Annotated in this window: 15 protein-coding genes, 1 tRNA gene and 1 other RNA gene; 11 read left to right on the top strand and 6 right to left on the bottom strand. The window is 38.0% G+C overall.

Annotation, left to right across the window (positions count from 1 at the left end; all coding sequences use genetic code 11):
• The 4 genes from H3R33_RS00730 to H3R33_RS00715 form a co-directional block, all read right to left on the bottom strand.
• Positions 1 to 282: an integration host factor subunit beta gene (locus H3R33_RS00730; protein WP_198184529.1), complete on the bottom strand. Its 282-nt coding sequence runs from the start codon at positions 280 to 282 to the stop codon at positions 1 to 3.
• Between the two features lie 39 nt (positions 283 to 321).
• Entirely contained in the window at positions 322 to 1,221 is a 900-nt protein-coding gene (sppA, locus tag H3R33_RS00725; RefSeq protein ID WP_232351035.1) for a signal peptide peptidase SppA, read from the bottom strand.
• A 154-nt stretch (positions 1,222 to 1,375) separates the two neighbouring features.
• Entirely contained in the window at positions 1,376 to 1,822 is a 447-nt protein-coding gene (locus tag H3R33_RS00720; RefSeq protein WP_155565820.1) for a MucR family transcriptional regulator, read from the bottom strand.
• A 444-nt stretch (positions 1,823 to 2,266) separates the two neighbouring features.
• Positions 2,267 to 2,357 (bottom strand) — tRNA-Ser (locus H3R33_RS00715).
• A gap of 272 nt (positions 2,358 to 2,629) precedes the next feature.
• Here H3R33_RS00715 and rplU point away from each other — a divergent pair.
• From rplU to proB, 4 genes are all read left to right on the top strand, one after another.
• Positions 2,630 to 2,944 (top strand): 50S ribosomal protein L21, encoded by a 315-nt coding sequence (gene rplU, locus H3R33_RS00710; protein WP_110438450.1) that lies wholly within the window; start codon positions 2,630 to 2,632, stop codon positions 2,942 to 2,944.
• A gap of 48 nt (positions 2,945 to 2,992) precedes the next feature.
• On the top strand, positions 2,993 to 3,262 hold the full coding sequence (gene rpmA, locus H3R33_RS00705; protein ID WP_110438451.1) for a 50S ribosomal protein L27: 270 nt from the start codon (positions 2,993 to 2,995) through the stop codon (positions 3,260 to 3,262).
• A gap of 93 nt (positions 3,263 to 3,355) precedes the next feature.
• Positions 3,356 to 4,390, top strand: a complete 1,035-nt coding sequence (obgE, locus tag H3R33_RS00700) for a GTPase ObgE (RefSeq protein WP_110438452.1) — start codon at positions 3,356 to 3,358, stop codon at positions 4,388 to 4,390.
• Entirely contained in the window at positions 4,390 to 5,538 is a 1,149-nt protein-coding gene (proB, locus tag H3R33_RS00695; RefSeq protein ID WP_198184528.1) for a glutamate 5-kinase, read from the top strand. The genes obgE and proB overlap by 1 nt, the downstream gene beginning before the upstream one ends.
• On the opposite strand, the gene H3R33_RS00690 is transcribed toward proB, so the two are convergent.
• On the bottom strand, positions 5,513 to 6,103 hold the full coding sequence (locus H3R33_RS00690) for a hypothetical protein (RefSeq protein WP_198184527.1): 591 nt from the start codon (positions 6,101 to 6,103) through the stop codon (positions 5,513 to 5,515). The genes proB and H3R33_RS00690 overlap by 26 nt on opposite strands.
• Before the next feature lie 37 nt (positions 6,104 to 6,140).
• Positions 6,141 to 6,401 (bottom strand): DUF2312 domain-containing protein, encoded by a 261-nt coding sequence (locus tag H3R33_RS00685; RefSeq protein WP_110438455.1) that lies wholly within the window; start codon positions 6,399 to 6,401, stop codon positions 6,141 to 6,143.
• Between the two features lie 258 nt (positions 6,402 to 6,659).
• Here H3R33_RS00685 and zwf point away from each other — a divergent pair, with 258 nt between their 5' ends.
• The 7 genes from zwf to H3R33_RS00650 all read left to right on the top strand — a co-directional run bounded on the left by zwf (position 6,660) and on the right by H3R33_RS00650 (position 12,620).
• Positions 6,660 to 8,135: a glucose-6-phosphate dehydrogenase gene (gene zwf / locus H3R33_RS00680; RefSeq protein ID WP_198184526.1), complete on the top strand. Its 1,476-nt coding sequence runs from the start codon at positions 6,660 to 6,662 to the stop codon at positions 8,133 to 8,135.
• Between the two features lie 299 nt (positions 8,136 to 8,434).
• Positions 8,435 to 8,872: a hypothetical protein gene (locus H3R33_RS00675; protein WP_198184525.1), complete on the top strand. Its 438-nt coding sequence runs from the start codon at positions 8,435 to 8,437 to the stop codon at positions 8,870 to 8,872.
• Between the two features lie 24 nt (positions 8,873 to 8,896).
• Positions 8,897 to 9,508 carry a ubiquinol-cytochrome c reductase iron-sulfur subunit gene (gene petA / locus H3R33_RS00670; protein WP_110438458.1) on the top strand — a complete coding sequence of 204 codons (612 nt, stop codon included), beginning with the start codon at positions 8,897 to 8,899 and terminating at the stop codon, positions 9,506 to 9,508.
• Between the two features lie 71 nt (positions 9,509 to 9,579).
• An RNA gene (gene rnpB / locus H3R33_RS00665) (RNase P RNA component class A) lies at positions 9,580 to 9,972 on the top strand.
• A 217-nt stretch (positions 9,973 to 10,189) separates the two neighbouring features.
• Positions 10,190 to 10,672 (top strand): division/cell wall cluster transcriptional repressor MraZ, encoded by a 483-nt coding sequence (gene mraZ / locus H3R33_RS00660; protein ID WP_122123948.1) that lies wholly within the window; start codon positions 10,190 to 10,192, stop codon positions 10,670 to 10,672.
• A 2-nt stretch (positions 10,673 to 10,674) separates the two neighbouring features.
• A complete protein-coding gene (rsmH, locus tag H3R33_RS00655) occupies positions 10,675 to 11,652 on the top strand; it encodes a 16S rRNA (cytosine(1402)-N(4))-methyltransferase RsmH (RefSeq protein ID WP_198184524.1) in 978 nt (325 codons plus the stop codon).
• Positions 11,652 to 12,620, top strand: a complete 969-nt coding sequence (locus H3R33_RS00650) for a hypothetical protein (RefSeq protein WP_198184523.1) — start codon at positions 11,652 to 11,654, stop codon at positions 12,618 to 12,620. The genes rsmH and H3R33_RS00650 overlap by 1 nt, the downstream gene beginning before the upstream one ends.
• Positions 12,621 to 12,629: the final 9 nt, after the last annotated feature.

The following is a 12,629-nucleotide window of genomic DNA, read 5'->3' as shown; positions in this document are numbered from 1 at the left end:
TTATTGCCGATTTATCCTTTCCCTTAATTCCTTCCCCGTTTTAAAAAAGGGAACATATTTTTCCTCCACAGTTACAGTTTCCCCTGTCCGAGGATTTCTTCCCGTACGGGCTTTACGATTTTTTACAAAAAAGGCACCAAAACCACGAAGCTCAACCCGATCACCCCTCGCCAGCGTTGTCTCTATTTCATCAAAAACTATTGAAACAATTTCCTCAATATATTTCAACATTAAATTAGGATGTTCAGATGCAATTTCTAATATTAGTTCAGATTTAGTCATTAACTCACTCAAATGTTATTATAGCTTATAATGATTCTTTTATGGGTGCCAAATCGCTAAAATACCACCAAAATTTTCATTTTTCTTATAAAAAATTTGATTGGCAATTGTTTTTAACGAAAAATTCATGATTGATTTGCCGTCAAGCCCAAACCAGTTTTTACTTTTATCTTTTTTTAATGTAACAACTTCAATGTCTGTTGGAAGATGATATGTTTTGACCATCCATTGTTTCGCATCCTCTTCATTACCAATCTGATCGACCAGTCCCAGTCTAACGGCTTGCTGACCACTATAAGGTCGCCCATCCCCCAATTCCTTGACACGGGCAATATCCATATGTCGTCCTTCAGCAACCATATTCGTAAACTGATCATAAAAATTGCCAATCAATCCCTGCAGCATTTTTTGACCGGCTGGAGACAAGGGTTTGACCATTGACGGCTGACCCTTTAAAGGACCTGAAACAAGCTGATCAAATGAAATACCGACCTTCTCTAGCAGCCCAGAAAAATCAGGAGATTCCATAATGACGCCAATTGATCCGGTTAAAGTAGAATTAAATGCAAAAATACGTTTTGCAGGTACTGAAATCATATAGCCTGCTGAAGCTGCCACACCTCCCATTGAAACAACAACAGGTTTGGTTTTTGAGAATTTTACCAGCGCATCATGTAACTGTTCCCCGCCGGTAACCGCCCCACCAGGACTGTTTACATAAAGGATCATTCCCTTAACAGATTTATCCTTTAAAGCAGTATTGATCAGGGTTACCTGTTTGGAAACATCATTTCCAATAACACCCTCAATTTTCAATTTCACCAAATGCGCGTCATGATTACCAAGCCTCTTCGTTATTAATTTGGCAGAACCTGCCATTATCGATAAAACAAACAGACAGACAGCAAATAAACGCCATAAAACCAATTTGCGTTTCATCTTTTGCCGTTCCATTAATAAATCATTATCCACGTAAATTCATTCTCCACTTTTTAATAAAAGCATCAAATCTATCAATCTAAAATTTATAACGATCACGAAGCAAACAGTCAAAACATTATATAAAAATTACTTAATAGGGTTCTATTTTGTCTTAAGAGGCCTCTCTTCTCCCTCTCCTTACACTGCGAATATCACTGATGGTATTTTTACGACCAAGACCGATTTCTCGAGCCAGACTGGAACGACGTTCAGCATAGTTGGGGGCAACCATTGGATAATCAGGAGGCAAATTCCAACGTTCACGGTATTGTTCAGGAGTTAAACCATAGGCACTCTGAATATGCCGTTTCAACATTTTCAATTTTTTACCATCTTCGAGACAAATGATGTAATCCGGAAATACAGACCGTTTTACAGGAACAACAGGCTGTAATTTTTCTGCCTCATGACCATTTTTTTCAATTGAGGAAAGCGTTTGATATACCTGACGAATAAGTTCAGGCAATTGTTCGGCCTCCACTGAATTATTGGATATGTGTGATGACACAATCTTGGATGTCAATTGTAATAATGATATTTTCTTGTCTTCTAATTCCATTTTATTCACCAATAATTTTTTAAATTCTAAAATAAATAAAGTATATCAAATACTTCATGTTAAAATAATTTAATGTTGAATAATACTTAGCATTATTTTTTGAAAATTAAAGAAGATAATTAATAAAATAATGTATAAATGTTAATAGTAACTTACTTATGATCAATAATTATGATATTGCTGTACAATATATTGAATAACACTATTTGCAAAAACAATGAGTAACTTTGGAATTAAAAGAATTTTAATTTTATCTTTGATAACAATATTGTTATGCACAACAAATTGTAAAAATAATACACCTCATAATTCTACTGGTCCCTATATAGGAATCAATAATGGGGTTCAACCATAATAATAAAATCTATAATATTACGAATTATAAATATTTAACCATGATAGCAGGAAAATATCATTTTTGATATTCATTTATTTATTCAAACATGGCGGAGAAAGTGGGATTCGAACCCACGGTACAATAGAATTGCACAACGGTTTTCGAGACCGCCCCATTCGACCGCTCTGGCATCTCTCCACAAACAGAAACAACCATGATTTTTTATAAAACCAACGAATATATAATCTATTCCTTCAAAGAAAACCAGATAAAATATACAAACTTAACGGAATTATGAAAAGAAATTTATTAAACAATTTGTATTTATTTAAATAGCTTATTGACTTTTTACTTTAAAAATCAATATAAACAAGACTTCACAATAAATATATTCCTGTTTTATGGGATATTGATAAAAAGAAACTAAGTTAGATTTTCTAACAAGAGTTTGAAAAATTAAAGGGTTTATTATGTTCGCAATCATCCGCACAGGTGGAAAACAATATCGCGTTACACCTAATATGGTTCTAAAAGTTGAAAAACTGGATACCGAGGCAGGTAATACAGTCACATTCACCGAAGTTTTAAGTGTCGGTAATGAAGGAAACTGCACAATCGGAACACCTGTTGTTGAAGGTGCCAGCGTTAAGGCAACAGTTGTTGCGCAAGATCGTCTTAAAAAAGTCATTATTTTCAAAAAACGTCGCCGTCAAAACAGCCGTCGTAAAAACGGACACCGTCAACCTGTAACAGTTTTACGAATCACTGAAATCAACGCTGCTTAGTTCTAGCCTAAACAGACCATATTGATATTTTTAGAATAGGAGAAAAAAATGGCCCATAAAAAAGCCGGAGGTTCATCCAGAAACGGACGCGATACCATTGGACGTCGTCTTGGCGTTAAGAAATTTGGTGGACAGCATGTTGTTGCTGGAAACATTATCGTTAGACAACGCGGTACAAAAATCAAACCAGGTCAAAATGTCGGTTTAGGTCGTGATCATACCATTTTTGCCCTTATTGATGGAAATGTACGATTTGAAAGCCGTTCAAAAGGTAATGTACATGTTTCTGTGGATGCAATCAGCAACGCTGCAGAATAGATCAAAATATACTTAAACAATTTTAAGTATTGACTATTATACGAAGGGTCGATTCAATAAGAATCGGCCCTTTTATTTTAAAGGTTTTAGAACATGAAATTTCTGGATCAAGCTAAGATCTATGTTAAATCAGGAAATGGAGGCGATGGTGCGGTCGCCTTTAGAAGAGAGAAATATATTGAATTTGGTGGTCCGGACGGAGGCGATGGCGGACGTGGTGGTGATATCATTTTTGAGGCAGTTGACAATTTAAATACTTTGATAGATTTTCGCTATACTCAACATTTCCGTGCCAAAAAGGGTCAAAATGGATCCGGAGCCAATAAAACTGGTGCAAATGCAGAAAATATCTGTATTAAAGTTCCCATAGGCACACAAATATTTGCCGAAGATAAGGAAACCTTGCTTGCAGACCTAAATCAAAAAGGGAAAAAGATAGTTCTTTGTCGGGGGGGAGATGGAGGATTTGGCAATACACGTTTTAAATCCAGCACAAACCGGGCACCCCGTCATGCTGATAAAGGTTGGCCTGGAGAAGAACGTTGGGTCTGGTTGCGATTAAAGCTTATTGCCGATGTAGGATTAGTCGGCTTACCCAACGCAGGAAAATCAACCTTTCTTTCTGTTGCATCTGCTGCCCGGCCAAAAATTGCCGATTATCCGTTTACAACCCTACATCCACAACTGGGAATGGTAAGATTGTCACCAACTGAGGAATTTGTCCTAACAGATATACCCGGTCTCATTGAGGGGGCCCATGAAGGCAATGGATTAGGTGATCGTTTCCTAGGACATGTTGAACGATGCAGTATGCTATTGCACCTTATCGATGCAACAGCTGATGATGTTGTCAACAACTGGAAAATTATTCGCAATGAATTGGAATCCTATCAAACGGAACTTGCCAATAAACGGGAAGTGATTGGACTTAATAAAACTGATCTGCTTACCCCTGAAGAAATTCTGCAAAAACAAAAAGAACTGGAACAAGCAAGTGGACATAAGGTTTTCCTTCTTTCAGGGGCTACTCATAATGGGGTGAAAGAAATTTTATTTTATTTACAGAACTACATAACAAAATATAAACAGGATATAATTTTAAAATCAAAACATTTCAGTCCTATATAATGAAAAATCTACATCTTAACCAAGCCCGCAGAATTGTCATAAAAATTGGCAGCGCCTTATTAATTGACGGAAAAAATGCTTGCGTTCGTCAATCATGGCTAGAAAGCCTGATAGAAGATATAATCCATTTACGTCAGCAAAATTGCCAGATTTTAATTGTATCTTCAGGTGCGATCGCTTTGGCACGTTACAAGTTAAAATTAAATCGATATAAGCTTCGCCTCGATGAAAAACAGGCAGCCGCCGCAATAGGTCAAATCAAACTGGCTCAGACCTGGCATGAGGCTTTCGCTGCCCATAAAATCACAACTGCACAAATTTTATTGACTCTGGATGATACGGAAACGCGGTTACAATATAGCAATGCCCGTTCAGCCATTGAAACACTTTTGAAATTAAACTGCATTCCCATCATTAACGAAAATGATACCGTTGCCACTTCCGAAATTCGTTTTGGAGATAATGACCGGTTGGCAGCAAGAGTTGCAGAAATGGTCAAAGCTGACCGGCTTATCCTTTTCTCGGATATTGACGGGTTATATACCGCAGATCCCAAAACCAATCCATCAGCCAAACATCTTGCCTCAATTCCTGAACTTACTCCACAAATTTACGCCATGGGAGGCAAGGCGCCAACTGGATATTCATCAGGTGGCATGGCAACAAAACTGGCAGCTGCAAAAATAGCCACAACTGCAGGATGTGCCATGGTAATCGCTTATGGAAAACTGCTTCATCCTCTCAAGGCTCTTCAAGAAGGAGCAAGATGTTCATGGTTTCTTCCCAATCGCAAACCTTATCCTGCCCGTAAACGCTGGATTGCTGGAAGCATCTCGATCAAAGGCACTATTTTTATTGATAATGGCGCGGAAAAAGCATTGAAAAACGGAAAATCTTTATTGCCTGCCGGTATTATCAAAGTTGAAGGCCATTTCCAACGGGGAGATATCATTAAAATTGCCAACAAGAATGGAAAAATTGTCGGAAATGGTATTTCTGCTTATGATTCTTCAGAAATCACTCAAATTATAGGTCTTCAAACTGATAAAATTAATTCCCAACTGGGATGGGACGGCCCCAATGAGGTTATCCATCATGATGATATGGTGATTATTCCCCCACTTACAGCGGCGGCCAGCGTAAAATAGGTTCTTTACGTTTTTTTAAATTAATAATCTCCTTTTTTTCATCATGAGAAGAGGGAGGGTCATATAATTCCCCCTCCCCATTTTCTACATAAATTTTCTGAGCCTGCTTATCAAAGTTATTTTCCGGTTTCTTAACCTCTACCTTACCAACATTCTCACCGGATTTATTCAGGGATGACCGCGATACATCACATGAATTCTGATTTGAAATATCAGAAGCTGCAAAACGCTTTTTCAAGGCAGGTAAGGGATAAACATAATTTTCAGGCTCATACAATTTTTTTTCTGAATTTTCTATTTTACCTGCTTTTTCTGTATCATCTCGATGATTGGCAACCACTTGTATTTTAGTTTCCGAACGAGGCCGCAAATCAGCCGTGCGCTTTAACAAAATACGTAATTGGGCCTGAATATCCTCCATTTGTTGACTTAAATAATTTAAACGTCCTTTTAGCCCAAAAACAGCAAAAGGCATAAACAAAAAACAAATTCCAAAAGTAACAGTCAATATTAAGATAACAAACTGCGCCCAAGAAGGGATCCACTCTGGAAAAGTTAAATTCATGATATTATTTCAACAATTTTATTAAATCTATATTCTACTACATACCCAATGCACGACGATAAACATCAAAAAGGGTTTCCTGTTCTTCCACTTCAGCAGGCTCCTGTTTACGTGCCCGAATTATCCTTCTGATTACAGGAACGTCAAATCCCGCCGATTTTGCCTCAGCATAAATATCTTTGATATCATTTGCCAACCCTTTTCGCTCCTCTTCCAAACGCTCGATACGTTCAACAATTGTCCGAAGACGATCAACGGCGATCCCTCCGACTTCGGGTTTATTATCAAATTCATTCATCCACTTTTCCTATTTTGATTTTTTTAAAATATATTTAAAGCTGTTTCTATTCATTACGTAACCCTGCATGCCAGGTCAATCGCCAATAGCCTCAGAATATGAAAATTTTAATCCTTTGAAAATTTAAAGAATATTTTTTCCTGTTTTGAAAACCATGTTACTATCAAAAAAAATATTACAGAGTAGATTTACAAAATATATACGATTCAAAATAATATTCAAAAATTAAACTTTATAGAATGTAGAGAGACCAAATTTATGGAACAGACACAAGCCTATGCGCCTTTTGATATTATCATTTTTGGGGCAACAGGTGACCTAACTGCAAGGAAATTATTACCCGCATTGTATTATCGTTATCTGGACAAACAAATTCCACCCCAAACTCGTATTATCGGTACAGCAAGATCACCTTTGACAGACGATGATTTTAAAAAACGCATTCGTGACGGATTGGTTGAATTTGTTCAAGAATCCTATCAAGACCCAGAAAATATTAGAAATTTTTTAAATCTTATTTCCTACGTCAGCTTAAATGGTGCAGAAGCTGATAGCAACTGGCCAGAACTGCAAGCGAAATTCGAACATAACAAGGCTAATGATATTCGCATTTTTTATTTCGCGACTGCACCAAGATTGTATGGTGATATTTGTGACAATCTTGCATTGAAAAAAATGATCACTCCGACAACCCGTATAATCCTTGAAAAACCCATTGGAACCTCGTTAAAAACTGCCGAAGAGATCAACCAGCGTGTTGGCAAGCATTTCCCTGAAAACAATATCTACCGTATTGATCATTATCTTGGCAAGGAAACTGTTCAGAATGTTATTGCCCTTCGTTTCGCCAATCCAGTTTTTGAACGGCTTTGGAATTCGGATGCCATTGACTACGTCCAGATCACCGCTGCTGAAACCGTAGGGGTGGGTAAACGGGGTGGATATTATGATGGAGCTGGCGCATTAAGGGATATGGTTCAGAACCATCTTTTACAGGTTTTATGTATGGTGGCCATGGATCCTCCCATTTCATTAAATGCCGATGACCTGAGAAATGAAAAGTTAAAAGTCCTTCGTTCTTTAAAACCCATGACGGAACAGGATATCAAGAATAATACTGTTCGCGGCCAATATACATCATGCATTTACAAAAATGAAAAAATACCCGGATATCTTGAGGATCTTGGTAAGGATCAAAGCAATACAGAAACTTTCATTACTTTAAAAGCCGAAATCAATACAGCCCGTTGGGGAGGTGTACCATTTTACCTGAGAACAGGAAAGAGGCTTGCAAAAAAGGTCAGTGAAATCATTATTCAGTTCAAACCCTCTGCCTGGAATCTTTTTGCCACGCCACCAAAAGCGAACCGCCTTGTGATTCGTATTCAACCAGACGAGGGTGTTTCATTATCCCTGCAAATCAAGGATCCACAAAAAACCTATACGAATTTACGCAGCACCTCAATCAATATCGAATTTCCTACAGCCTTTCATATCCGCTACCCCGATTCCTATGAAGGGCTTTTGATGGATGTCGTCAAAGGGGATCCCATTCTTTTCATCCGTCGTGATGAAGTCGAAGCTTCATGGCGCTGGATAGAACCCATTCTTGATGGTTGGGCAAAAAATCTAACCCCATTGACATATTATAAGGCTGGTAGCTGGGGACCACAAGAAGCTCTTGACCTATTAGATCGGGCAAATCATATTTGGCACGAAAATATGACAGAATAGTGATTGTTGATCACCATGATTTTATCAATTCAAGTCATGGTGGTTAAAAAACTGCATTTAAAGATAAAAAACTTAATCCATAAGATGGATAGATGTTAATGAATTTTTACTTATTAATAACTACCTAAAAATTATTTATAGAATGAATTCATGGTTTTTGTTTTTATCTTTTCCATTCTATTTTGATGATCTTTGCAACGACTTCATTTTGAATTAAATTAAAGTCTCAATATTGATTATCCAGTTTCATTTTTTAACTTAATTATATAATCCCATTATTTAATCAATCTGAAAAACTGATGACAAAATCCGATAGACCTGCATTTCCTCCATCAAGAAACTCTTTAAAAAAAAGGATAATACAACGCGTGATTGTTGCGCTACTCTTATCTGGCGGTATTATTTTTTGCCAAGAAATGGGTTGGTTGGATCAATTGACCGATCAGTTTGTAAGACAGAAAATCGACTGGTCTAATAATCAATCTGTAATAAAATATCTAAAACAGACCATCACAGATAAAAATCTAACAGAAATCCCTCTTAGATGCTTAATTCCCGTGATCAACAATGATGATGGATCAACAATTTTAAATGTTGAAATTCATGAAAAACACAATCAGGAATGTCTGAATACAAGAAAGAATTTTCCGACAATTTTTACCTTTCGTGTTAATAGGCGAAATGGTAATATACAAATTGATAAAAATACACCCAATCATTTTTATCCGCTTCATTAAATAATCATTATATCAACTTTCATAATGAATCAATCTTCCTCTCCCCCTACTGTACCACGTCGTAGTTTCCTAACCCTGCTTACCGCAAGTTCAGTAACGGTAGGAGGTGTGGTTTGCACATGGCCTTTTATAAACAGTTTAAACACTCAAAATACCACCATCACTCATAATTACACGGATGTTGATATTTCCTCGCTTAAAGAGGGTCAGCAAATTACCGTTATGTGGCAGGGACATGCCGTATTTATTCTTCATCGTCCAGCCAAAACACTTGCACTTTTACAAGACAAAGAACTTTTGATCCGTTTACGTGATCCAAGCAGTAAAGAGTTGCAACAACCTCCCTATACAAGAAACTGGCACCGATCAATTCAGCCAGAAATTGCGGTTTTGATTGGTGTATGCACGCATCTCGGATGTATTCCGAGCCTTAATTTGGGAAATTCACTTGGCGGATATTATAATTGTGCGTGTCATGGATCTAAATTTGATTTGGCGGGAAGAGTATATAACAATGTTCCAGCACCTTATAACCTTCCCGTTCCCCCCTATAAAATTTTAAAACCCGGAATTCTTCGTATTGGTGAAAACCCAGAAGGGGAAAATTTTAGTTTCACATCCATAATGCAGCTTTAAAATCATTTACCTGTTGGATATTTTATAAAATCATCTTGCTTTTTGCACGAAATAGCGACATCTTAACACCATCAGATAGCCAGATGATCGCTATTTACATGATCTGCATCGTAAATAGAGGAAAGTCCGGGCTCCACGGAAAAACGGTGCCAGTTAACGACTGGCGAGGGCGACCTTAGGGAAAGTGCCGCAGAAAACAAACCGCTTGCCAATTTATTTATAAATGCAAGTAAGGGTGAAAAGGCGTGGTAAAAGCACACCGCATGACTGGCAACAGGAATGGCATGGTAAACCCCACCGGGAGCAAAACCTAATAGAGGTAACAGATTTACAGTTAAATCAGGGTTTTTCCGCCCTGTTACCTGGGTTGGTTGCATGAAATACGGTGCGAATCGTATTCAAGATGAATGATCATCATTTATGTTTCATAAAAACAGAACCCGGCTTACACGCTATCTGATTTTAATTTTATCCATAAATTTCCATCAAGATGCAAAACTATAATTTTTACGGCATTTTAACGATACTTCATATACATCTCAATCATGATTTCATGAAATAAAAGTGATTTCCAACGTAATTATTTGACCTCCCATATTTACCCATGATATCCCAAAGGCTATAATGTAAAACAAAAGCAAAAATCAATATCAATTCAAATTAAATCTGGGATAGCCTGTAATGAATTTGTTCCTTGGATCACATCAAAATCGACTGGATGCCAAAGGAAGAGTATCTATTCCAGCAAATTTCCGTTTAAATTTACGCAAAGAAAAAACCACCAAGGAAGAACTTTCCTTTATTCTTCGCCCCTCTCATACTTTACCCTGTATCGAAGGATGGCCATTTGCCATTTTCAACAAACTGACCGCCGTATTGGATGATGTCAACATTCTTTCAACGGAACATAATGACCTCGCAACCCTTATTTACGCCCAGGCCTGGCCTATTGAAGTTGATCGTGAGGGAAGGATTATCCTTCCTGACATTCTAAAACAACATGCCAACCTGACCAATAAGGTCACTTTTATGGGACTTGGGACAATTTTCCAAATTTGGGAACCTGTAGCCGCACAAAAACATTATGAATCCGTGCTTAAACGAACAAAAATGGTCATTCTGCCACACGCCGCCAAGGCTAAAACTGAGCAAGCGGACCAATAATCATGGCCGACAATTATTTAGCAATTGATATCAATGGTCATTTCCCCGTCATGCTTAACGAAGTAATTGACCTTTTACAACCAAAATCCGAAGCGGTTTATATTGACGCAACCTTTGGTGGAGGTGGGTACAGCAAGGCCATTCTTTCCGCTGCCAATTGCAATGTATGGGGAATTGATCGTGATCCCGATGCCATCAGGCGAGGACAAAAAATTGTAGACGACTATCCCACGCTTCGTCTTTTACAGGGAGATTTTGCTCAACTTGAAACGCTTGCTCATGAAAATAACATCCAATCTCTGGATGGTATTGTTCTTGATCTGGGAGTTTCCTCTTTTCAGTTGGACGAGGCAGAAAGAGGTTTTTCATTCCGGTTTGATGGACCGCTGGATATGAGAATGAGTAAATCTGGAAAAACTGCGGCTGATCTCGTTAACCAGTTGTCCGAAACCGAATTGGCAGATATTCTATGGTATTATGGTGAGGAACGTTTCTCACGTCGTATCGCTCGAGCCATCATTCAGGATAGACTTGAAAAACCTTTTGAAACAACACAACAACTGGCAAACCTGATTAAAAGGGTTGTTCCGTCCAAAAAAAATGAAATTAATCCCGCAACTCGATCTTTTCAGGCGCTAAGAATTGCCGTCAATGATGAATTGACACAAATCAGGCAAGTCTTAACAAGTGCACTCTCCCTTCTTAAACCAGATGGAAAACTGATCGTTGTCTCATTTCATTCCCTGGAAGACCGTATTGTCAAAGAAATCATGAATCAGGCAACTGGCAATATTGCAAGTCCTTCAAGACATCATCCTCAATCCCTACATCAAAAATCCGAACTGATTAAGTTTGAATCCCTAACCCATAAGCCTCTTCGCCCTTCAAAACATGAAACCCTTTTAAATCCCCGTTCACGAAGTGCGAAATTACGAGCCATTAAACGTCTTTCAGGGCAGAAAACAAGGAGTATATCCTGATGATAATCCGTCCATTAACGTTATTTTGCTCAGTACTTGCCGGCCTATCTGGAATGATACTGTACACTCAAAAACATAAAACCACCGTACTGGATCATCAAATCGCCAAAATTGTGCATGATACGGAACGGCTAAAAGCCCGGACAGCAATGTTACGGACAGAATGGACTTTACTTAATCAGCCTGACCGTTTAAAAACTCTGGCCAACAACTTTCTGCCAAAATTGCACCCTTTGGCTCCCACTCAATTTGTACAAATGTCATCCTTGCTCAATGTGCTTCCTCCCATTCAAAAGGAACAGATCGAGGATAAAACACGCAAACAGCTGCTCCTTGCAGTCGCTAATAATCATGGACAAACCTTGAGCAACCCTGATGACAAGCCCGAACCTGCTATTGTTTCAAGTAATACGACCAGACAACATCATGACTCCCCAACAAAACCGAGCACTTCGGATGAAAAAAACCAATCTGCATCCTTCAATTCCCCTTCCAGAAAACCCGAAATCTACACTGTTAAAAAAACGAACAATACAATTGATTCCTCTGATAATATTTCAAACAAAAACATAAAAAAACCTCCTATCAGAACCAAACCCGTTCAAAATGTTAGGGATGATGAAGAAAATCTAGCAACCAATGATTTCCCTGATATCCCACGAATTGATAAAAAAAATATCAAAACAACAGCCTTAATCAAAAAATCCGCTCATAAACCTGCAGTTCGACCTGCATTTTCAATTGCTGACAGTTCCGAGCCGATGTCAATTGTAAAAGAAAAGAATAACAATGGCACTATCGGTAAAAAAGAAATACTCACCGTCGTATCGACCAAAGCAAAACCAAAACATGCGCCGCCGGTAAAAATCGCCCAAAACAGCAAACAAAAACAGCATTATCATTCTGAATCAGCCTTTGGGAACGACGCTGATGATTCCCTACCCGCACCTGTTCCTTTTTCTCAATGAATTCTATAA

This window comes from Commensalibacter sp. B14384M2, from assembly GCF_016101865.1.
Classification (GTDB): Bacteria; Pseudomonadota; Alphaproteobacteria; order Acetobacterales; family Acetobacteraceae; genus Commensalibacter; species Commensalibacter melissae.
The sequence above is the reverse complement of the archived record's forward strand: the minus strand, read 5'-3'. Positions and strand labels throughout refer to the sequence as shown.

Excerpts from the sequence above, each read along its gene's own strand:
- H3R33_RS00730 (WP_198184529.1), bottom strand. The coding sequence starts at position 282 with ATGACTAAATCTGAACTAATATTAGAAATTGCATCTGAACATCCTAAT.
- sppA (WP_232351035.1), bottom strand. The coding sequence starts at position 1,221 with ATGAAACGCAAATTGGTTTTATGGCGTTTATTTGCTGTCTGTCTGTTT.
- H3R33_RS00720 (WP_155565820.1), bottom strand. The coding sequence starts at position 1,822 with ATGGAATTAGAAGACAAGAAAATATCATTATTACAATTGACATCCAAG.
- rplU (WP_110438450.1), top strand. The coding sequence starts at position 2,630 with ATGTTCGCAATCATCCGCACAGGTGGAAAACAATATCGCGTTACACCT.
- rpmA (WP_110438451.1), top strand. The coding sequence starts at position 2,993 with ATGGCCCATAAAAAAGCCGGAGGTTCATCCAGAAACGGACGCGATACC.
- obgE (WP_110438452.1), top strand. The coding sequence starts at position 3,356 with ATGAAATTTCTGGATCAAGCTAAGATCTATGTTAAATCAGGAAATGGA.
- proB (WP_198184528.1), top strand. The coding sequence starts at position 4,390 with ATGAAAAATCTACATCTTAACCAAGCCCGCAGAATTGTCATAAAAATT.
- H3R33_RS00690 (WP_198184527.1), bottom strand. The coding sequence starts at position 6,103 with ATGAATTTAACTTTTCCAGAGTGGATCCCTTCTTGGGCGCAGTTTGTT.
- H3R33_RS00685 (WP_110438455.1), bottom strand. The coding sequence starts at position 6,401 with ATGAATGAATTTGATAATAAACCCGAAGTCGGAGGGATCGCCGTTGAT.
- zwf (WP_198184526.1), top strand. The coding sequence starts at position 6,660 with ATGGAACAGACACAAGCCTATGCGCCTTTTGATATTATCATTTTTGGG.
- H3R33_RS00675 (WP_198184525.1), top strand. The coding sequence starts at position 8,435 with ATGACAAAATCCGATAGACCTGCATTTCCTCCATCAAGAAACTCTTTA.
- petA (WP_110438458.1), top strand. The coding sequence starts at position 8,897 with ATGAATCAATCTTCCTCTCCCCCTACTGTACCACGTCGTAGTTTCCTA.
- mraZ (WP_122123948.1), top strand. The coding sequence starts at position 10,190 with ATGAATTTGTTCCTTGGATCACATCAAAATCGACTGGATGCCAAAGGA.
- rsmH (WP_198184524.1), top strand. The coding sequence starts at position 10,675 with ATGGCCGACAATTATTTAGCAATTGATATCAATGGTCATTTCCCCGTC.
- H3R33_RS00650 (WP_198184523.1), top strand. The coding sequence starts at position 11,652 with ATGATAATCCGTCCATTAACGTTATTTTGCTCAGTACTTGCCGGCCTA.